Below are 20,189 nucleotides of genomic sequence, written 5' to 3' on the forward strand. Positions count from 1 at the left end.
ATGAACCTGATTACCGTAGAAGACCTCAGCGTTAGCTATGGGGCCAATACCGTGTTACGGCACATCAACATGGGTGTCGAACCTGGTGAAATTGTGACCATCGTCGGCCCTAACGGATCGGGTAAGACAAGCCTGCTGCGCGCCATAATCGGTGCAATCAAACCGTCTGCCGGGCAGGTAAAGCGAAAGCTGGGGCTGAGAATTGGCTACGTCCCGCAAAAGCTGCATATCGATCCGACCCTGCCGATCACCGTCGAACGGTTTATGCGGCTGACCCATCGCGCGTCAAAGAAGGATTGCGCGACTGCGCTGGAAACGGCCGGTGTGCCCGATCTGCTCAAGCGCCAGATGTCACAGCTTTCGGGCGGACAATTCCAGCGCGTGCTGCTGGCGCGGGCCTTGATCAACCGACCCGAAATCCTGTTGCTGGATGAGGCCACGCAAGGGTTGGACCAGCCTGGTTCGGCTGCGTTTTATCGCCAGATCGAAGACGTGCGTCAGGAAACAGGGTGCGCTATCATCATGATAAGCCACGAGCTCCACGTGGTGATGAGCGCCTCGGACCGGGTGATCTGCCTGAACGGCCATGTCTGTTGCGAGGGCTCACCTGCGGTTGTGGCCTCGGCCCCCGAATACCGCGCGTTGTTCGGAACCGGAACAGGTGGAGCGCTTGCCCTTTACCGCCATGATCATGATCACAACCACGATCATCATCATGACCATGGAACAGATTCACAGGAAGCCGCAGAATAATGCTTGATGATTTCATGACCCGAGCCACGCTGGCCGGTGTAGGCGTGGCCTTTGCTGCGGCGCCGTTGGGGTGTTTTGTAGTGTGGCGCCGTATGGCCTATTTCGGCGATGCCACAGCGCACGCAGCCATTCTCGGCGTGGCCTTGTCGCTAACGTTTCAGATGTCGGTTTTTACAGGTGCGCTGGCCGTCGCCTTGTTGATGGCGCTGACCGTGACGCTGTTGGCAGGTCGTGGGTACGCAATGGATACGTTGCTGGGTGTCATGGCACATTCCGCTCTGGCTTTTGGCCTTGTGGCGGTTTCATTCCTCTCCGGTGTCCGGATTGATTTGATGGCCTATCTGTTTGGAGATATTCTGGCCGTTTCCCGTTCGGATCTGGCCGTCATCTGGGGCGGCGCTGCACTGGTCGTAATTTTGATTGCCTGGCGTTGGTCCCAGCTGTTGACGGCGACGTTGAACGAGGAACTGGCCTATGCCAGCGGGTTCGATCCCAAGCGCGAACAACTGATATTGACGCTTGCATTGGCCATCACGGTGGCAGTCGCCATCAAAGTTGTGGGTGTTCTGTTGATAGCGGCGATGCTCATCATACCAGCCGCTGCGGCGCGTAATCTGGCGCGGTCACCGGAAACGATGGCCCTGATTGCAGCGGCAATCGGGGCGACGTCGGCTGTGGCAGGGTTGCGGGCTGCTTATGTCTTCGACACGCCGGCCGGGCCCTCGATTGTCTGTGTTGCCGCCATTTTGTTTGCCTGTTTCAGCCTGCTTGGTTGGCAGCGTCATACCAACTCCTGACAGTCGCCTAAGAACGGCAGCTTATGTAAGAGGGGCGTAGAAGTGCCACTTGACTACGCTGTTGATCAAAGAGTGTGGAACAGACGCCCAGGTAACGTTTCGTGACGCGGTAGATTCAGCGCTTTCAGCAATCCATAGACCATCGCTTGATTGGAGGTAATGACGGGTTTGTTCAGCGCGGCCTCAATCCGTTCAATCGCCTCGACCGAGCGCATGTCTGTGCAGCTTAGGACGATCGCCTGCGCGTCCGGGTGATCAGCTCTGCACGCCAGGTCGAACACCTCACCCGGGGTCAGTTCACCTTGCCCATAGTTGCCAAGTTCGCGGCCGACATCGACACATTTGACAGTCTTAATGCCATTGCGGAGCATGAAGTCCATCGCCTGTTCATTGATCTCGCCCAAATAGGGCGATGAAAAACCGACCTTTGTTGCGCTGACTGCTTTGATCCCAGCGATCAACGCCCCTGCAGCGGTCAGCGAAACTGCACCCGAGCCCGCCTTGATCTGCTGGGCCAGCTCTGCATCAAAAGACGGTCCGTGGGTCAGCGTCGCCGAGGTGCAGCCATACAATACCACATCGGGGCGTATGCCCGAGATCATCCGCAGGTCGTGAGTGATATCCGATGCACCCAACCCCGCCATCTGATCCGAGCCGGGGATTTCATCCACGTCATACCCGCCCATACGTTGAAAATGGACTGTAGTGTTGGGCGGCCTCAACAACTCCATATCCGGTTCGAGGTTGGTGTTGGTGAAAGGTACCAGAACACCGATTTTGGCTGCGGTTCGTGTTTCGGTCACTTCAATGCTCCCTTCAGGGCGGTCAGGCACCGATCCATGATCGGCGTCTCGCAGATTGTGGCGCGCAGGCAGTCGGTTAAGCCGTATCCTCCCATGCCGCGCATTAGTAGGTCGTCCGCCCGCAGCGCCGCGTCTGCCCGTTGCGCATCCAGCGTTGAGGCAAAGCGCAATAGCACAAAGTTTGTGTGGCTTTGAGGAACGATTAGGCCCAACGCACGACATTCCGCGGCAAATCGTTCACGGATTTCAGTCGTGCGGGCAACCACATTTTGCATATGCGCCTGATCGCGGATCGCTGCAGTTGCCGCCGCCTGTGAAGCGATGGAAATATTGTTTGGATTAAGCAATTTGCGCAGTTCAGCCGCAATCTCGGGCGGGAAGTATCCCCATCCTACACGCGCGCCTGCCAGGCCATAGGCCTTGGAAAAGGTGCGCATGATCACGGTGTCCCCTCGATCGCTCAGCGCGAATATGTCGGCCGGATCATCTATGTGATCGGAAAACTCAGCATAAGCCTGATCGACGACCAGTAGAACATCGGTGGGCAGTTCATCGCGCAGACGAAGGATTTCGGAATTGGGGATCAGGGTGCCGGTCGGGTTGCCAGGGTTGCAGACAAAGACGATCCGCGTTTCAGGTGTGACCACAGCGATGATATCGTCGACGGATACGGTCAGATCCACTTCCCGCGCCTTAACGTAATCGGCCTGAACCTGAGCTGCTGCTGAGGCGACAAACGCATATCCGTAATCCGTGCCAAGGACCCGATCACCGCGCCCGGCATAGGCGCGGATCAAACAGCCGATCAGCTCCATCGAGCCTGCTCCGCACAGCACCCGTGCCGGATTGAGCCCATGCACATCTGCAATTGCTGTGCGCAGCTCCGACCATTCCGGATCAGGATACAATTGCAGATCGGCCAGTGCGTCACGACCCGCCTTGATGGCTGCGGGACTTGCGGGAAAGGCGCTTTCGTTCTGGGCCAACGAGATAGTGTTTTCGCCGCCAAGGTCGGCCAGCGCATAGGCCGCCATTGCACTTATGTGGGGAACCGGGCGGATCATGATGTGCCCCCAAAGGATTTTGCGCCTTTTGCGCTGATCAGCCCGCGCTTGAGGTCTAGGGAGATTGCCTGCGGGTCCCGCTCGGCCGGATCGCCAAAACCACCGCCCCCGGGGGTTTCAAAGACCAGGTAGTCGTCAGCTTCAACGCGCAGTTCTCCTTTGCCCGGGATATCATTTTCGCCATCGCGGAAACGAATACGACCGGGTGCGCCGGGTTTTCCACCCATGCGTCCGAGGGCGGGGAATTTGAGGCGCTCAACCGACAGGAAAACGAGGAAGGGTGCGCCATTGGCCGAGGTCATCTCGATCCGTTGGCCGAGACCGCCGCGATACTTGCCTGCACCTCCTGAATCCTGGCGTAGTTCGCGTTTCCAGATTGTGACCGGGGCCACGCTTTCCGTGATCTCGACCTGAGATCCGAACACGCCCGAAGGGTAGGCTGTGGCAGACAAGCCATCCGCGTGTGGCCGAGCGCCGGTGCCGCCATTATGCACAGGTTCAACCGCGAATTCCCGACCTCCATCACGCGCCACTTCGGGTGCGTGCCGCATCGGCAGATCGAACATGCAGGACGCGCCCTCGGCGGGGACCTGATCTGGCAGGGCCTGATGCAGGCATCCAAGCACCAGATCTGGTGTTACCTGTCCTAGCGTGTGCCGCATTGCCACCGGGGCGGGGCGTTGTGCATTGAGGATGCAGCCTTTTGGGCCGTCCACTGTAAACGGCTCCAACGATCCGGCGTTGTTGGGGATGTCAGACCCGACGATGCAGCGCAGGGCGAAGACTGTATAGGCGGTCGCATAGTTCAGCGGCACATTGATACCCTTGCCCGAACAACCCGACGTTCCCGTGAAATCCACATGCATGCCCGTTTTGCTGACCGTCAAGGTCGCGTGCAGTTCCAGTTCTTTTTCATAACCGTCCATCCTCAGAAGGTTTCTATAGGTGCCTGCGGGCACTTCAGCGATGGCTTCAAGCGTGCCGCGGCGCGAGGTGTCGATGATGTAGCTGCCCAGTTGATCCAGATCGTCGATTCCGAACTCATCCATCATATCGAGCAGGCGGTTCACGCCCGCTTCGCAGCAAGCGACCAGTGCATATATGTCGCCCTCATTAGCAATAGGCTCGCGGCTGTTGGCGCGGACAATGTCCAAAAGCAAGGCGTTCGGGACGCCTTGTTCGACCAGTTTGCAGGGTGGGATCAGCAGGCCCTCATCATAGATATCTGACCCTTCGGGGCCCATTCCAAGGCCGCCCAGATCCACAAGATGCGAAGTGCATGAAGTAAAGCCGACGACTTTGCCGTTTTTGAATGCGGGCATCATCAGCAAAAAGTCGTTGAGGTGTCCCGAAGCCAGCCAAGGATCATTGGTCATGTAGATATCACCGGGCCTCATGTTCTGAACCGGGAAATGACCGCGCAGATGCATCACGGCTTCGGCCATCGTGTTGATGTGTCCGGGCGTTCCGGTAACTGCCTGTGCCAGCATCCGACCCCCGGCGTCAAAAATCCCGGCAGAGATGTCGCCGCATTCGCGCACAATGGGTGAGAATGCGGCGCGGATCAGGGTTTGGCCTTGTTCTTCGACCACCGCAAGCAAGCGGTTCCACATGACTTGCAGGCGGGCGGGGGACTGATCGGCAGTCATCATACACCTCCTTTCTGATCTTGGATAAGGATGAGGTTTCCAATGGCATCTAAATACGCCGAGAAGTCTGATGAGACCAAAGTCGTCGTCTGCGGTTCCGTGATCAGCGCAGGGCCGCAAACCCGGTCGCCCGGGCTCAGGCTGTCGCGTGACACAAAACCAGCCTGCTTTATCTGACCATCTACATCGCAGGAGATGGGGCGGGTCTGGGCTGGTGTGATCGTTGTCAGAGACGGTGTTTCCGGCAAATCTGGAACATCCGCATCTGGGGTTGCGACGCGGACAGCCCAGTTCAGGATCTCGATTTGCATTCCCGGCACGGGACGCGAGAATTGTTTACCGTATTCCGCCTCGAACGCATCAGTCAGCGGCTCTATGTCTTCGAAAGTTAAATTGCGATCGGGCAGAGCAATCTCGATCTCGTGGCCCTGACCATTGTAGCGCATGAAGGCCGTGCGTTGCGTTTCGGTGGGTGCATCACCTGCGCCTTGGGCAACCACACGGCTTGCCCCGTTGATCATGTCGGAAAACAGGGCGTTGACCCGCTCCAGATCCAGGGATTCAAGTAGAGAATAACTTGATCTGACGATCTCAAAACTGACCGGAGCAAACAGAAACCCGACTGCGGATCCGACGCCCGGATCGGGCGGGATCACGATGCGACGGACCCCGGCGGATCGGGCCACACGGCTTGCGTGCAGGGGGCCATTACCGCCAAAGGCGATCATCGTACGGGAACCAAGGTCCTTGCCTGATTCCACCGCATGCATCCGACCCGCGCTGGCCATGCTTTCATCGACGATGCGACTGACGCCGTCCGCCGCCGCTGTGGCGTTCGTGTTCAGACGCGCGGCGATGACCCGGTTCAGCGCAGCTTCAGACGCTGCGGGGTCAATCTTGATAAACCCTTCGGCAAATGTGTCCGGCACGATATAGCCCAGGGTGATGTCGCTGTCAGTCACGGTTGGCTCGGTGCCGCCCCGCCCAAAGGCCGCCGGACCGGGTTCTGACCCGGCCGATTTTGGACCCACGGTCAACCGTCTCAGACGGTCAACCCCGGCGATTGAGCCGCCGCCTGCGCCGATTTCGATCATTTCGACCACTGGGATACGTACTGGCATGCCCGATCCCTTGATGAACCGCGCGGCCCGCGCGATTTCGAATTGGCGCGAGGTTTGAGGCCGCGCATTGTCAATCAGGCAGAGCTTCGCAGTCGTCCCGCCCATGTCGAAAGATAGAACCTCGTCAATCCCGGCCCGCGCTGCGATCCGTGCGGCCAAAATTGCTCCGCCCGCCGGCCCGCTTTCGACCAGCCGGATCGGAAATCGTGAGGCCGTCTGAACGGTGCACATTCCGCCACTGGCCGTCATCATCAGGATCGGACAGGTCACGCCTTCTGTCTGGAACCGTGAGGCAAAGCGCGCCAGATAGCTTTCCATTAGCGGCTGGATGTAGGCATTGGCGACCGTAGTGCAAAGCCGGTCAAACTCTCGCGCCTCTGGGCTTACATCAGAGGAAATTGAAACTGTCAGGCTGGGGCGTTTTTCCGCCAGAATGTCGCGCAACCTGCGTTCGTGCGACGGGTTGGCGTAGGCATGCATCAAACAGATTGCGACCGCTTCCGCGCCGGTGGCATCCAGCTCGGCCAACAGCGCGTCTATCGAACCAGTGTCCAGCGGGATCAGCACATCCCCTCCGGCATCCATCCGTTCGCGAATGGTCAGCGCCCGTTCGCGTTGGACCAGCAGGTCCGGCTTTTCCAGGTTGATGTCATATTGCGCATATCGCCGCTCATACGCGATTTCCAGAATGTCGCGAAAACCTTCGGTCGTCACGGTCGCCACAACAGCGCCTCGACGTTCGATCAATGCATTGGTCGCCAGTGTCGTTCCGTGGATGAAACCTGTCACCTCATTCAACGACCGGCCGGACTCCGCCATGACACGTCTTGCGCCCTCCATCGCGCCATCTGCGGGATTTTTGTGCGTCGTGAGCGTCTTGGTCGAAGCCAAAATGGTCTCATCGTCCGAGACGAGTACCGTATCGGTAAAGGTGCCGCCGATATCAATGGCTAGGCGTAAGGTTTGAGATGTCATGAGAGTGTCCGAATTGTCCGTTGTCTGGGCAGAAGGCAATGGGCGCAGAGCGCCAGCCATCATCCACTCACGACAAGGTCACAACCGGTTGCGCGGCGATCCAGAGGGTTAGGACTACAGAGCGGTGTCATATACTCAGTTTGACACGCCCAAGACGTGTCGCAAGTTGGTTTGCGACCAAATCGCCCGGAAGCGACAGAGATGTGCGACTTGATTGCCTAAGCGTTTGTGCATCAAACACCCAGAGTGGTTGATGGTTCGCTCAGGATTTCTTGGAGGGAGCAGCCCTGACCAAAACCCCATCCATGATAAGCGCCTTCAGACTGGTCCGGATCTCGCTTTCCGGGAACTTTCCGATGCTCCAATGCCGGAGTGACCAGACATTACAAAGGAAATACAGATAATTGGCCATTAGTTCTGTGTTCATGGGGCGGAACACTTTCTGCTCGACCCCTTTATCCAGAATGCCTTTCCAGCGGCCCATGAATTCACGCTCCATATCAAATACACGCGCGCGGTTCTCGGCAGACATGGACCGTGTTTCCGAATAGACCAGATTGATGTAGCGGCGGTTTTCACCAATGTAGTCGATGTACCGGTCAACCGCTTTTTCAAGGTTTTGATCGGCGGGGCCGGTGAACAGTTCTCCGGTATCGAAAAAGTCGATGATGTCCTGCATGCACATCGTGGTGATCAGGTGAAGTATGTCATCCTTGTCCTTGATGTACTTGTACATCAGCGGAACCGACAGCCCGGATGTTTTGGCAATCTCGCGCATCGAAGCATTGCCGAACCCATGCTTGGCTATCACCTTGCACGCGCCTTCAAAGATCTGTCGCCGCCGTTCCTCGGCGGTGTCGGACAGGGCGCGGGGCGGCTTTTCTGCCTGAGTGGATTTTGGCGTTTCCGCCAGTTGCGCTTCGACTGAGAACGTGCAGGTCACTTCCATCAGCGTGGCGGCTTCACCGGGATTGTGCCCGGCCTGAACGATCGAGACACGGTATGAGGTCAGCAGCGAATCTTCAGGCGACATGCGCATGGCCTGGGCCTCGATTTGCCCCTGTCCCGGGGTTGCCAGATTCGTGGCCGAGGTGTTGACCAGTGTTGGATGCAAAGTGTCGCCGAGGCGTTTGAGCTCCTCGCGTGCAGCATCAATCGCCAGCGCAACGCACACGCCATCTAGCTGCGATTTATTAATAAATTCATCAACTTGCGCAGCGGAATACAAAAACACGTGGCTTGCCTCCATAGGACCCTACCTGAGGGCAACATGTTGAAATCCCTATGTGTTGTCCAGTTGGAAATCGTCGCAGTGTCGTTGCGACGTAGGGAAAAACAATTCGGGGCTTGACGAAATTGCCGGCCGTATGGGAGAGTTAGTGAACGTTCAATCACACGCCGAGAGACGCCTGCATGAAGTTCAAGATTCTCGCCATTCCATTCGCACGCCAGCATGGCGAGGACACTCAGCTTGCTGGACGTGACCCTGCGCGGTTCAACAAGATGATGCACACGATGCGTGATCAGATGGTCCTTGCTGAGGAGCTTGGTTATGACGGCTTCTGCCTGACTGAGCACCACATGCAGGTCGAAGGCGTTGAATGCACCACGAACCCGCTGTTCTGGAACATGTACATCGCCCAGCACACCAAGAACTTCAAAGTTGGTCAGTTGGGGATGAACCTGACCGCGATGAACCCGATCAAGACTGCCGAAGACATCGCCATGCTGGACCACATGACCGGCGGCCGTGTCTTCGCAGGGTTCTCGCGCGGGAACACGCCGCGCTGGACAGCGACCATGGGGCAGCACCTGGACATCACCTCGGCTGAATCCGACAAGTCCGAGGCCGACCAGCGTAACCGTCGCGCGCTGTACGAAAACTGGCGTCTGATCAAATCGCTGTGGACCGATGACCTGACCGAACATCAGGGCGAGTTCTGGAGCTTCCCGTCGAATGTCGAGTGGGAGTTCAATCCGACCAAACTCTGGGGCGGTGACAGCCCGGTTGATAGCAACAAGATCCTGCGCAAATCGGGCATCGTTCCCCGGCCGCTGCAAAAGCCGCACCCAAAAGTATATGCGCCGTTCTCGTATTCGATGGAAACTGCCACGTTCTGGGCGTCGGAAGGGGCCAAGATGGTGTCCTTCGTGACCGCCGACAAAGAAGAATTCATGCCGGTGATTCTTGAGAACTGCCTGAAGGCCGCGCATGAAAACGGGCTGCCTCAAACCACCAACAACGACGTTCTGGCTCTGGGTGCGCATCTGATGATGGGCAAGACACCGGCCAAAACCAAACAGTACCGCGAAATGTTCGACAACCTGTGGTTCTCGGCCTACGACGCGCCGCCCTATCACGTCCCATTGGGCCGCGTCTGGGACGGCTCGCGTCAACAGGTTCTGGACCAGGTCGGTGAACTGGCCGAGCGCTATCAGATCGACGAATTCTTTGTCTGGCACCACGTGAACTACTTTGGCGACGAGATCGAGCAGGAAGCTCTGATCGAATTTGCCGAAGGCGTCATCAAGCCTCTGAACGGATAAGGGGAAGACCGTGTTCGATCTGCATGAAGTTTATCAGCTGTCACCCATCGAAGAGATCATTACGGATTGCGAACAAGGCCGTATGGTAATTCTTGTCGACGATGAAAACCGCGAGAACGAGGGCGATCTGGTGATCCCAGCGGCCTGCGCGGATGCGGCCGCGGTGAATTTCATGGCACGCTTTGGTCGGGGCTTGATCTGCATGGCCATTCCGCCCGAGCGGGCCGAGCAGTTCAGCCTTGGTCCCATGACAGCGTTGAACACGGATCCACATCATACGGCGTTCACCATTTCAGTGGACGCAAAAGAAGGCGCGACCACCGGCATTTCCGCCAGCGACCGGGCGCGGACCGTCGCACTTTTGGCTTCCGACAGCGGCTCTTCGGCAGATCTGGTTTCGCCCGGGCATCTGTTCCCATTGGTGGCGAAACCGCACGGCGTGCTGGAACGCGAAGGTCACACCGAAGCCGCTGTTGATCTGGCCCGCCTGTCCGGGCGGGGGGATTCCGGCGTGATCTGCGAAATCATGAATGATGATGGTGAAATGGCGCGCCTGCCGGATCTGCTGGAATTTGGGGCCCGGCACGGCCTTAAGGTCGGCACGATCGAAGACCTCAAACGGTTTCGCCAGGACCTGCTTTCCAACAAGGCCGCCTGACAGCCAATACCACCTGCGTTTCAAGACACTCATGACCGAGGATATCCTATGACCGCATTTGCCGAGATCGAAACCCTGATGCAGGCGTATATCGAAAACCTGCATGACGGAGACATCAGCAAGACCGACCAGATGTTTCTGCCTGAATGTGATCTTTGCTGCGCCAACGAGGATGGCAGCTATATCCACATGACGCTGGAGAAATACAAAGAGGTCATCGGCGGTCGCGAAAGCCCGAAATCCAAAGGCTATCCTGTCTACGGGCACACAATCTCGATCGATCAATCAGGGCCGAATACAGCCTTTGTCAAGATCGACTGCGCCGTGCAACCCCGATACTTCATCGACTACCTGTCGCTGGTCCGCACAGGCGAGGGCTGGAAGATTGCGGCCAAGGTCTATTACGTCCAGCGCAACCAAGACTGATCCCCTTTATCTGATCGAGTCCCCGAATGACCGCCCCAAATTCCCAACTTTCGGCGCGTGCCATGGTGCAAGCCTTTGCCCGGCTAGAGCTGTCTCCGGTCGAGGTCACGCAGGCTGCGCTGGCCCGTATTGAGTCGGTAAATCCTAGGATCAATGCGATTTACCACGTGGATGCCGAGGGCGCGCTTGAAGCGGCCCGGGCGTCCGAGAAACGTTGGCACGGCAACATACCAATGGGTCCGCTGGATGGCGTGCCGACAACAGTCAAGGACGCAATGGATTGCATCGGTATGCCCGCCTATCGCGGCTCGGCGGCAGGTGAGGCATCGGTCAGCACAACCGATCATCCCACAGTCGCACGCATGCGCGAGGCCGGTTCCGTGATCCTGGGCAAAAATACTATGTGCGATTATGGCATTCTTGCAGGCGGAGTGAGCTCAAAGCACGGGGTTACCCGCAATCCATGGGATGTATCGCGCACGACAGGCGCATCATCTTCGGGCGCGTCGGCTAGTGTTGCCGCCGGGATCGAGCCGGTTTCGATCGGCACCGACATCGTGGGATCCATCCGTCTGCCAGCCTCGTATTGCGGCCTGGCCGGGCTGAAGCCCAGCCAGGGGCGAGTGCCCTATTACGTCTGCAACAGCCCGGCGATCACGGCAGGGCCGTTGGCCCGCAATTTTGGCGACGTCGCGCTGCATATGAATGTTCTGACCGGAGAGGATACGCGCGATTTCGCGGCTTTGGCACGGGACGGTGTGAACTATGTCTCGCGCCTGACGCGCGGCGACCGCAAAGGCATGTCGGTACTGGTTATCCCCGAGCTGGGCTTGGGCGAACCGGTGGCGGAAGATGTTGAGGCAGCGCTGGAACGGACGGCACAGGTTTTGCGGGATATGGGCGTTCAGGTCACCTATCTTGAAACCGCACCGTTCAGTCGAGCGGACTGGGGACCCGCCGAGGCGTTCTACAAAATACGTACCCTGTCCGAACTGATGCGCCAACCCGTGGCCGAACAGGCGAAAACGCCCTATATCCGCGACTGGACCAACAATGCACGCGCATTGTCCGCTGTTGAGCATCAGCGGAACTTCGATCACACGCAGGCGTTACGCGAACGTGCGTTGGCGCTGATTGACGGCCATGATTTTGTCCTGCTGCCATCGACACCGGACACCGCCTTTGCTGCCGACCTGCCGGGGTCTGACCCCGATAAGCCGTTCGAAAGCTGGGCCAATACCTTCCTGTTCAACCTCACTGAGCAACCGGCATCCAGCATTCCGGTCGGACTAGACCGCAACGGGTTGCCGATCGGTATTCAACTGGTCGGACGCCGCTTTGACGATCTGGGCGTTTTGCAAATGTCGTGGCGGATCGAACTGGACATTGGAGAAATGCCGCCTGCGCCTCTGTGACGGGCGCAGATGCAGAAAAACACATTAAGAGGCAAAAAATGAGCGCAGAAAAAACGACGATTCCCGGTCAGATCATGACGATGCCACTGACGGTGACTAGCATTTTCCGTCATGGCATGCGTGCGCACCCCGAGGCGGAGATTGTCTGGCGCAACTCGGACATGACGATTGATCGCTACAGCTTTGCGGATATGGGGCGACGGACCCAGCAACTGGCTCACGCTTTGACCGAACTGGGTGTGGGGCCGGGTGACCGCGTCGCGACGCTGGCCTGGAACAACAATCGGCATCTGGAACTCTATTATGCATTGGCTTGCATCGGTGCGATTTGCCACACGATCAATCCGCGCCTGCATCCCGATCAGATCGCGTTTATTATCAACGACGCCGAAGATACGCATATGTTCTTCGACACGACTTTTGCACCGCTGATCGATGCTGTCTCGGCCCGCTGCCCCAGCGTTCAGGGCTGGTTCAGCCTGACTGGCCTGGATCAGGTGCCGCAGATGAAGACCCCGATCAGTGACTACGAATCTCTGATCGCGGGCAAGCCCGAGGTTTATGACTGGCCCGAACTGGATGAGAGCGCGGCCATGGCGCTGTGCTACACATCTGGTACAACTGGCAATCCCAAAGGCGTTTTGTATTCCCATCGTGGGACCGTGCTGCACGCCATGGGCGTGTCCGGCGGCGACTGGCTGGCGCTCAGCTCGCGTGACGCCACTTTGCCCGTGGTGCCGATGTTCCACGCCTGTGCCTGGGGTATTCCGTATGCGGCCCTGATGAACGGCACCAAACTGGTTATGCCTGGACCGGGCATGGATCCGGCCCCGCTGCGCGAACTTATGGACGACGAAGAGGTCACGATGATCTCGGGTGTGCCGACTGTCTGGCTAGGTTTGTTCGAATATCTGGATCAGCAGGGCGCCACGCTAAAAACGGTCAAACGCGCTATGATGGGAGGTTCCGCTGCGCCACTGTCTCTGATCGAGCAGATCGAAAAAGGCCACGGGATCGACGTGGTGCATGGCTGGGGCATGACCGAGCTGAGCCCGGTCGGGACGCTTTCGGTGCCCAAATGGGGCGAGGATAAACTGCCAATCGACGACCGCCTTGCGCTGAAAACCAAACAGGGCCGTGCGCTTTATGGGGTCGAGATGCGCATCGTTAATGACGAAGGTGAGTTGTTGCCGCATGACGGCGTCGCCTCTGGCATGTTGCAGGTTCGCGGTCACTGGGTTGCTGAAAGCTATTGGGGCGGGGCCGGTGCTGATGCCTTTACCGAGGACGGTTGGTTCATCACCGGAGATGTCGCGGCGATCGACCCGAAAGGCTATCTGCGCCTGACCGACCGAACCAAGGATGTCGTCAAATCGGGCGGCGAGTGGATTTCCTCGATCGATCTGGAGAACATCGCCATGAGCCACCCGGATATTCTGGAGGCTGCCTGTATCGCCGCCAAACACCGTAAATGGGATGAACGCCCGTTGATCGTTGCTGTCAAGCGTGAGGGATCGGATGTCAGCCGCGAGGACATTCTGGCGCTGTATGACGGCCAGATCGCCAAATGGTGGACGCCCGACGACGTGGTGTTCCAGGCCGAGCTTCCGCACACCGCGACCGGCAAAATTTCAAAGCTGCATCTGCGTGAGCAATACGCCGACTACAAGCTGCCCACTGACATTTAATATTTCCTTCAAGGATCAATCTAATGCGTTCTGCTGTAATCGTCTCGACCGCCCGTACTGCAATTGGCAAAGCCTTTCGTGGTGCTTTCAACGACACTCACCCCGCCGTTTATGGTGGCCATGCCGTCGCCGAGGCGGTCAAACGCGCCGGTGTTGACCCGTCTGAAATTGAGGACGTGATCATCGGCAATGCCGTCCCCGAAGGTGCAAACGGCGGAAATCTGGGTCGTCAGGTCGCCATGCGCGCCGGTCTGCCCGTGACCGCATCGGGCCAGACCATCAATCGGTTCTGCTCGTCCGGTCTTGAGGCCCTGACGCGCGCCTGTTCTCGGGTCATGGTGGACGGCTGTGACGTTGTCGTTGGCGGCGGAGTAGAAAGCATTTCGCTGGTGATGGGTCGCGATAACACCTATCGCCTGAAAGAGGACTGGATCGCGCAGAACATTCGTGGGTTCTACGATCCGATGATCCAGACCGCCGATACTGTGGCCGAACGCTATGGTATCAGCCGCGAAGCGCAGGATGCGTTTGCCCTGCAATCGCAGCAGCGCACCGCCGCGGCGCAGGCTGCGGGCAAGTTTGATGACGAGATCGTGCCAATCACGGTCACCAAGGCAAACAAGAACAAGGAAACTGGCGAGATCACCTATGAAGAGGTCACGCTGACGCAGGACGAGTGCAACCGTCCTTCGACCACGCTGGAAAGCCTGCAGGGTCTTACCCCAGTGATGGGTGAGGACAAATGGATCACGGCTGGCAACGCCTCGCAATTGTCCGACGGTGGCTCGGCGCAGGTCGTGGTGGAAGAGAAACTGGCTGAAAAGCGCGGGCTTGCGCCGCTGGGTCGCTATATGGGCTATGTCGTCGCGGGTTGTGAGCCCGATGAGATGGGTATCGGCCCGGTGTTTGCAGTGCCGACATTGCTGGAACGTAATGGCCTCAAGATGGACGATATCGGCCTTTGGGAATTGAACGAGGCCTTTGCATCGCAAGCGCTGTATTGCCGTGACAAGCTGGGCATCCCGAATGAGATCCTGAACGTCGATGGCGGCGCGATTTCCGTGGGCCACCCCTATGGTATGTCGGGCACGCGTATGGTCGGTCACGCGCTGATCGAGGGCAAGAAACGCGGCGCGAAGTACATCGTTGCCACTATGTGCATCGGCGGCGGCATGGGTGCTGCTGGTCTGTTCGAGGTTCTCTAAATGACTGCGATCAACAAAGTTGCTGTCATCGGCTCGGGCGTGATGGGGGCAGGCATTGCCGCCCATTTCGCCAATGCCGGTGCCGAAGTCGTTTTGCTGGACATCGTCCCAAAGGATGCCGAAGACCGCTCGATGTTGGCCAAAGGTGCCGTTGCACGCATGACCAAGGGCCGCGCGCCGCAACTGGCCGACCCGGCCTATGCGGCCCGGCTGACAGCGGGCAATCTGGATGATGATCTGGATCAGCTTTCGACCTGTGATTGGGTGGTCGAGGTCGTTCTGGAAGACCTCACCATCAAACACGCGCTCTATGCGAAAATTGCGCCTTTCCTTCGCGACGATGCACTACTGAGCTCGAACACCTCGACCATTCCGTTGGCCGATTTGGTCAGCCAGATGGATAACAGCCTGCGCAAGCGGTTCATCATTGTGCATTTCTTCAACCCGCCGCGCTTTATGCGCCTGATTGAACTTGTGACCGGACCGGACACAGATCCGGTTGCTGCGGAACGTGCACGTGCGTTCAGCGATGAACGCCTCGGCAAAACTGTCGTTCCCTGTAACGACCGCCCCGGGTTCATCGCTAATCGTCTGGGCGGACTGTGGATGAACGCCGCCGCCCGCGAGGCCGTGGCGCGTGGCATCACTATCGAAGAGGCTGATACAGTGCTGGCCCGTCCCTTCGGCGTGCCCGGAACGGGTGTATTCGCGTTGATGGACCTGATCGGCATCGACCTGATGGGCAAATCGCGCCTGTCTATGCGCAATCTGCTTGAGGCTGATGATCCGCAGCAATTCCATACCGACGGTCTGGAGTTGTTCGATCAGATGGCTGCCAAGGGTTTGGCCGGTCGTAAGGTTGGTGCGGGTTTCTATCGCAGATCCAAGGACAAAAATGGCAAACCAGTCGCCGAAACCGTTGATCTGGCAACGCTAGAGTATCGTGCGCAGGCTAAGGGTCCGGAATTGGCCAAAAGCTTTGGTGCCGACTTCATTGATCAGGCCGGTGATCGGTTGGCTGATTATGCCTGGGCTGTAATGGGGCCGACTTTGTCTTACGCAGTTTACTGCGTGCCCGAGATTACCGCCAACCCGGCGGATATCGATGCAGCGATGGAGCTGGGATACAATTGGCGCATGGGCCCATTCAAGTTGATCGACAAGATTGGTGCGGACAAGATTGTGGCTCGCTTGAAGGCCGAGGGTCAGGATGTGCCGCCCTTGCTGGCGCTGGCCGCTGAACGCGGCGGGATTTATTCAGGTCAGGGCCGTGACCGTAAGGTGCTGTTGCCTTCGGGCGAACAGGCAGATGTGCCGCGTGGGCCCGGGGTGATCTTTGCATCTGATCTGACGGTTGCTCCTGTGTTCCAGGCCGATGCTGTTGTGCTGCGCGATATGGGTGATGGTGTCGCTCTGCTGACGATCACCGCACCTAATGCGGCTTTGGACGATCAGGTGATGACAGGTGTGAGCGAAGCACTGGACGTCGTGGCCCGAGATTTCAAAGCGATGGTCATCGGGTCGGACGGCAACCACTTTTCGGTGGGCGCAAACCTGAAAAAAGCGCTGGATCGTGCTGATGCGGGGGAATTGGTTCTAGTCGAAGAGCAATTGGCCATCGGTCAGGCCACGATGCGCAAGATCAAGTACGCGCCGTTCCCGGTTGTCTCGGCCGCCTGTGGGCTTGCCCTTGGCGGCGGCTGCGAAATCCTAATGCATTCGGATCGGGTTATGGCCGCTTTGGAAAGCAATATCGGATTGGTCGAGGCCAATGTTGGTCTGCTGCCCGCATGGGGCGGAACAACCGCGCTGTTGCTGCTCAAGGCTGCGGAACTTGGTGATGCCGTCCAAGGGGCCGAGGCTGCGTTCGACGTGATTTCAGTCGCTTTGATGACCGGCTCTGCCCCTATGGCGCAGCATGCGGGTTACTTGCGGAAAACCGATGGCGTGGTGATGAACCGCGACCGCCTTTTGGCCGAAGCCAAGGTGGCGGCTCTGGCGTTGGTCGACGGGTACAAACCCGCGCCCAAGGCTGAGATCACACTGGATGCCGCAGCTATCAACGCCGCGTTGGAGCCAAAGCTGGCCGCACTGGCCGAGGCTATGCCAGACGCGCCCTACACGGTCGAGATTGCGTGTGAAACGGCGCACGTACTGGCCGGGGGTGAGGGCGGCGTTCTGGATGAAGAAGCGCTGCACAGGCTGGAAGCCGAAGGCATGATGCGCTTGATCCGACAGGATAAGACACTCGAACGGATGCGCCACACCATGACGACCGGCAAGCCGCTTAAAAACTGAGGGACCATAGGTATGGACTATCAACTCCCGCAGCGGGACATTACTTTTCTGTTGGACGAGGTTCTTGACCTCGACAAGACGCTGGCACTGCCTGGGTATGAGCATTGCGACAAAGATACGTTCTTTGCGGTCGTTGACGCGATCAACGGCTTTGTGCGCGACAATCTGGCAACGTGCAATGAGGCGGGCGACAGCCCGGGCGCACGGCTTGAAGATGGTAAAGTCTATGCCGCGCCCGGTTTTGGCGATGCCTACAAGGTATTCTGCGAAGACGGCTGGAACGCGCTGGCGCTGGAAGAAGAATATGGCGGCCAACAACTGCCCTTCGTCCTGCATGCTGCCCTGCGTGAAGGGATGGCCGGAACCAATCTGGCTTTTGCCCTGATCCACGAACTGAACTTTGGCGTTGTCGAAGCTTTGATGGCCTATGGCTCGGACGAACAAAAGGCGGTCTACTGCCCTCAGCTGACGTCCGGCAACTGGGCCGGGACCATGAACCTGACCGAGCCGCATTGCGGCACCGATCTGGGCCTGATCCGCACCAAGGCCGTTCGAAATGATGACGGATCTTATGCCATCACCGGCAACAAGATCTTCATCACCTGGGGCGACCATGACATGTCGGAAAATGTCGCCCATCTGATCCTCGCACGGGTCGAGGGCGCTGAGCCTGGACCGCGTGGACTGTCCCTGTTTTTGGCGCCGAAATACATGCTGGATACAGATAACAACACGACGGACGAGCAGAACACGATCACCATTGCCGGGATCGAGAACAAGATGGGTATCCACGGCTCACCCACCTGCGCCATTTCGTTCGAGGACACCAAGGCCTGGATCGTCGGCGACGAGGGTAAAGGTCTGGCCGCAATGTTCGTAATGATGAACGCCGCGCGCCTGTCGGTCGGCCTGCAAGGGTTGGGCGTAGCTGAGGCCGCTGTACAAACCGCGTCGGCATATGCCCACGAACGCCGTCAGGGTCGCGCAGACGGGGAACCTTTGAACCCGAACGGTCCTGCGGATCCGCTGATTGCCCATGCGGACGTACGCCGCCGCCTGCTGACCGCCCAGGGCGAAATGGACGCTGCCCGTGCGCTGGCTTATTTCGGAGCGGGCCTGTTGGATGAAGTTCATCGTGCCGCAACGCCCGAGCAGCGCAAAGTTGCAGACGCGCGCCTTTCGCTACTGACGCCGGTCATCAAGTCCTACCTTTCGGACATGGGATCGCGAATGGCGAATGAGGCTGTGCAGATGCATGGCGGGCATGGCTTCATCAAAGATTATGGCATCGAACAGTTGGTGCGTGATGTGCGGATCACCGAAATCTACGAAGGTACCAATGCCGTTCAGGCCCGCGATCTGGTTATGCGCAAGGTGCGCGGCGACAATGGTGCCGTCATCAAGGGTCTGGTGGCCGATATGCTGGACGAGGCGGGCAAATTGGGCAACGACCTCTCTGACTTAGAGAAAAGCTTGCGCGATGCGGCATCCCGGCTTGGACGTTCGACGGATTGGGTGCTGGGCACAGCGCAAGGTGACGTGCTGTCCGGGGCCTGTGACTATCTTGAAATTGTAGCCCTCAGTGTATCGGCCTGGATGTCTGCACGGATTGCACGGGTGGCCAAGGCTGCAGCGGGCGCTCAATCGCCAGAGTACTATGCGGATCGGGTGGATGCAGCGCGCGCCTTTATGGCGCGGGCATTGCCCCGTGCTGTCAGCAACGAATTGATCATGCAGGCCGGTGAACCCAGCGTTGTATGTCGGGCTGATCGCTGTCTGTAACCCCTCCTTTTTCACAGACAGCGGTGCTAAAGGGCGTTCTGGAAACAGGGCGCCCTTTTTGCGTTTCTTGACCCAAATCGAGCTCCGTTGAGCGGTCAGCAGTAGAATTTCGGGAATGGGCACTAAAGGCAGGTATAGTCTTGAAAACCCACAACCTTGTACAACTTTATATGCATTCAAAGGGCGAAGATGTCGTTCTGCCCGGCTCGGACCCGGATCGGTATGAAACGCTGTTAGAACGGACAACCGAGTAGATGAGATTTGCCGACGAAAACGGGTATGCCGGGTTTTGCATGACCGAGCATCATTTTCAGATGGAAGGGATCGAAACCACGACCAATCCGCCTTTGTGGAATATGCACATCGCTGCAAACACCAAAAACCCGATGGTGGGGCAGGTGGGTATGGCGCTGACGGCGCATCACCCGATGCGTCTGGCCGAGGATCTGGCAACGATCGATCACGTGCCCGGTGGCCGACTGTTCTGTGGTTTTGGTTGGGACAACACGCCGCGCTGGCTGAATACACTGGCGTGGCATCTTTATATCATCACAATCCAATCTGACCATCGGATCGACCGAAGCGCAGGCCGGGCAGCACTACCGCGTTTTTGAGGAATTGTTCATTTTCGCCCCTAACGCCCCGCCATATTATGTGCCGATGTGGCGGGTCTGGAAAGGCGCCGTGTACCAGGTGATCGATCAGGTTGGTGCGTTGAAAGAGAAACACGGGACCAAGGAATTCGTCGTCTGGCATCACGTCGGTTACTTCACGCAGGATGAAGATCTTGAGATCATGAACAACTACGCCAAAGTCATCACGGCGTTTTCCTGACCCGCGGCAATAGGGGCAACAACGCCCAAGCCGCGGTACTAGTCGGTGGCTTGCCGAATGCAGGTTTCTTACTAACAGGCGAGGATTGGTCGGCTCTGGTCAATCAGCCGCTCAAGGGTAGCCAATCCCGGCGTAGTGCCAGTTAGAAGGTCTTGACACAGGCGTTCTAATATC

16 protein-coding genes and 1 pseudogene are annotated in these 20,189 nt (G+C 58.2%); 12 read left to right on the plus strand and 5 right to left on the minus strand.

What is annotated here, in order from left to right:
- Both AC2FLJ_RS12995 and AC2FLJ_RS13000 read left to right on the plus strand, forming a co-directional pair.
- Nucleotides 1-753 carry a metal ABC transporter ATP-binding protein gene (locus AC2FLJ_RS12995; protein ID WP_282169639.1) on the plus strand — a complete coding sequence of 251 codons (753 nt, stop codon included), beginning with the start codon at nt 1-3 and terminating at the stop codon, nt 751-753.
- A complete protein-coding gene (locus AC2FLJ_RS13000; protein WP_058272042.1) occupies nt 753-1,550 on the plus strand; it encodes an iron chelate uptake ABC transporter family permease subunit in 798 nt (265 codons plus the stop codon). Before AC2FLJ_RS12995 ends, AC2FLJ_RS13000 begins: the two co-directional genes overlap by 1 nt.
- A gap of 65 nt (nt 1,551-1,615) precedes the next feature.
- On the opposite strand, the gene AC2FLJ_RS13005 is transcribed toward AC2FLJ_RS13000, so the two are convergent.
- The 5 genes from AC2FLJ_RS13005 to AC2FLJ_RS13025 form a co-directional block, all read right to left on the minus strand.
- Nucleotides 1,616-2,353, minus strand: coding sequence for a maleate cis-trans isomerase family protein (locus AC2FLJ_RS13005; protein WP_496698087.1), 738 nt, complete (start codon nt 2,351-2,353; stop codon nt 1,616-1,618).
- Complete coding sequence (locus tag AC2FLJ_RS13010) at nt 2,350-3,417, minus strand: pyridoxal phosphate-dependent aminotransferase (protein WP_496706144.1); 1,068 nt, start codon at nt 3,415-3,417, stop codon at nt 2,350-2,352. Before AC2FLJ_RS13010 ends, AC2FLJ_RS13005 begins: the two co-directional genes overlap by 4 nt.
- Nucleotides 3,414-5,066 (minus strand): hydantoinase B/oxoprolinase family protein, encoded by a 1,653-nt coding sequence (locus AC2FLJ_RS13015; RefSeq protein ID WP_496698084.1) that lies wholly within the window; start codon nt 5,064-5,066, stop codon nt 3,414-3,416. The genes AC2FLJ_RS13010 and AC2FLJ_RS13015 overlap by 4 nt, the downstream gene beginning before the upstream one ends.
- On the minus strand, nt 5,066-7,162 hold the full coding sequence (locus AC2FLJ_RS13020) for a hydantoinase/oxoprolinase family protein (RefSeq protein WP_496706146.1): 2,097 nt from the start codon (nt 7,160-7,162) through the stop codon (nt 5,066-5,068). The genes AC2FLJ_RS13015 and AC2FLJ_RS13020 overlap by 1 nt, the downstream gene beginning before the upstream one ends.
- 262 nt (nt 7,163-7,424) lie before the next feature.
- Nucleotides 7,425-8,396 (minus strand): TetR/AcrR family transcriptional regulator, encoded by a 972-nt coding sequence (locus tag AC2FLJ_RS13025; protein WP_282169633.1) that lies wholly within the window; start codon nt 8,394-8,396, stop codon nt 7,425-7,427.
- Nucleotides 8,397-8,575: 179 nt separating this feature from the next.
- Here AC2FLJ_RS13025 and AC2FLJ_RS13030 point away from each other — a divergent pair, with 179 nt between their 5' ends.
- The 10 genes and pseudogenes from AC2FLJ_RS13030 (at nt 8,576) to AC2FLJ_RS13075 (ending at nt 20,015) form a co-directional block, all read left to right on the plus strand.
- Nucleotides 8,576-9,709, plus strand: coding sequence for an LLM class flavin-dependent oxidoreductase (locus AC2FLJ_RS13030; RefSeq protein WP_496706148.1), 1,134 nt, complete (start codon nt 8,576-8,578; stop codon nt 9,707-9,709).
- Between the two features lie 10 nt (nt 9,710-9,719).
- A pseudogene (ribB, locus tag AC2FLJ_RS13035) lies at nt 9,720-10,361 on the plus strand (3,4-dihydroxy-2-butanone-4-phosphate synthase); the annotation flags it as partial.
- Between the two features lie 54 nt (nt 10,362-10,415).
- Entirely contained in the window at nt 10,416-10,793 is a 378-nt protein-coding gene (locus AC2FLJ_RS13040) for a nuclear transport factor 2 family protein (protein ID WP_496698077.1), read from the plus strand.
- A gap of 26 nt (nt 10,794-10,819) precedes the next feature.
- Nucleotides 10,820-12,208, plus strand: coding sequence for an amidase family protein (locus AC2FLJ_RS13045; protein WP_496706150.1), 1,389 nt, complete (start codon nt 10,820-10,822; stop codon nt 12,206-12,208).
- 38 nt (nt 12,209-12,246) lie between these two features.
- The gene (locus AC2FLJ_RS13050) at nt 12,247-13,896 is read left to right on the plus strand and encodes a long-chain-fatty-acid--CoA ligase (protein WP_496706152.1); all 1,650 of its coding nucleotides are present in this window, start codon (nt 12,247-12,249) and stop codon (nt 13,894-13,896) included.
- 23 nt (nt 13,897-13,919) lie between these two features.
- Nucleotides 13,920-15,101, plus strand: a complete 1,182-nt coding sequence (locus tag AC2FLJ_RS13055) for an acetyl-CoA C-acyltransferase (protein ID WP_496706154.1) — start codon at nt 13,920-13,922, stop codon at nt 15,099-15,101.
- Nucleotides 15,102-17,399, plus strand: a complete 2,298-nt coding sequence (locus AC2FLJ_RS13060) for a 3-hydroxyacyl-CoA dehydrogenase/enoyl-CoA hydratase family protein (protein WP_496706156.1) — start codon at nt 15,102-15,104, stop codon at nt 17,397-17,399. It begins immediately after the preceding gene.
- Between the two features lie 12 nt (nt 17,400-17,411).
- A complete protein-coding gene (locus AC2FLJ_RS13065) occupies nt 17,412-19,181 on the plus strand; it encodes an acyl-CoA dehydrogenase family protein (RefSeq protein ID WP_496698067.1) in 1,770 nt (589 codons plus the stop codon).
- A gap of 254 nt (nt 19,182-19,435) precedes the next feature.
- On the plus strand, nt 19,436-19,795 hold the full coding sequence (locus tag AC2FLJ_RS13070; RefSeq protein ID WP_496706158.1) for an LLM class flavin-dependent oxidoreductase: 360 nt from the start codon (nt 19,436-19,438) through the stop codon (nt 19,793-19,795).
- Nucleotides 19,796-19,865: 70 nt separating this feature from the next.
- A complete protein-coding gene (locus AC2FLJ_RS13075) occupies nt 19,866-20,015 on the plus strand; it encodes a hypothetical protein (RefSeq protein WP_282119293.1) in 150 nt (49 codons plus the stop codon).
- Nucleotides 20,016-20,189: the final 174 nt, after the last annotated feature.

It is taken from the genome of Ruegeria sp. CDSA034 (assembly GCF_059612275.1).

What these genes read in the sequence shown, in the direction of transcription:
- AC2FLJ_RS13015 (WP_496698084.1), bottom strand. Translation starts at nt 5,066, where the DNA reads ATGACTGCCGATCAGTCCCCCGCCCGCCTGCAAGTCATGTGGAACCGC.
- AC2FLJ_RS13055 (WP_496706154.1), top strand. Translation starts at nt 13,920, where the DNA reads ATGCGTTCTGCTGTAATCGTCTCGACCGCCCGTACTGCAATTGGCAAA.
- AC2FLJ_RS13010 (WP_496706144.1), bottom strand. Translation starts at nt 3,417, where the DNA reads ATGATCCGCCCGGTTCCCCACATAAGTGCAATGGCGGCCTATGCGCTG.
- AC2FLJ_RS13040 (WP_496698077.1), top strand. Translation starts at nt 10,416, where the DNA reads ATGACCGCATTTGCCGAGATCGAAACCCTGATGCAGGCGTATATCGAA.
- AC2FLJ_RS13030 (WP_496706148.1), top strand. Translation starts at nt 8,576, where the DNA reads ATGAAGTTCAAGATTCTCGCCATTCCATTCGCACGCCAGCATGGCGAG.
- AC2FLJ_RS13020 (WP_496706146.1), bottom strand. Translation starts at nt 7,162, where the DNA reads ATGACATCTCAAACCTTACGCCTAGCCATTGATATCGGCGGCACCTTT.
- AC2FLJ_RS13065 (WP_496698067.1), top strand. Translation starts at nt 17,412, where the DNA reads ATGGACTATCAACTCCCGCAGCGGGACATTACTTTTCTGTTGGACGAG.
- AC2FLJ_RS13045 (WP_496706150.1), top strand. Translation starts at nt 10,820, where the DNA reads ATGACCGCCCCAAATTCCCAACTTTCGGCGCGTGCCATGGTGCAAGCC.
- AC2FLJ_RS13070 (WP_496706158.1), top strand. Translation starts at nt 19,436, where the DNA reads ATGAGATTTGCCGACGAAAACGGGTATGCCGGGTTTTGCATGACCGAG.
- AC2FLJ_RS13060 (WP_496706156.1), top strand. Translation starts at nt 15,102, where the DNA reads ATGACTGCGATCAACAAAGTTGCTGTCATCGGCTCGGGCGTGATGGGG.
- AC2FLJ_RS13000 (WP_058272042.1), top strand. Translation starts at nt 753, where the DNA reads ATGCTTGATGATTTCATGACCCGAGCCACGCTGGCCGGTGTAGGCGTG.
- AC2FLJ_RS13050 (WP_496706152.1), top strand. Translation starts at nt 12,247, where the DNA reads ATGAGCGCAGAAAAAACGACGATTCCCGGTCAGATCATGACGATGCCA.
- AC2FLJ_RS12995 (WP_282169639.1), top strand. Translation starts at nt 1, where the DNA reads ATGAACCTGATTACCGTAGAAGACCTCAGCGTTAGCTATGGGGCCAAT.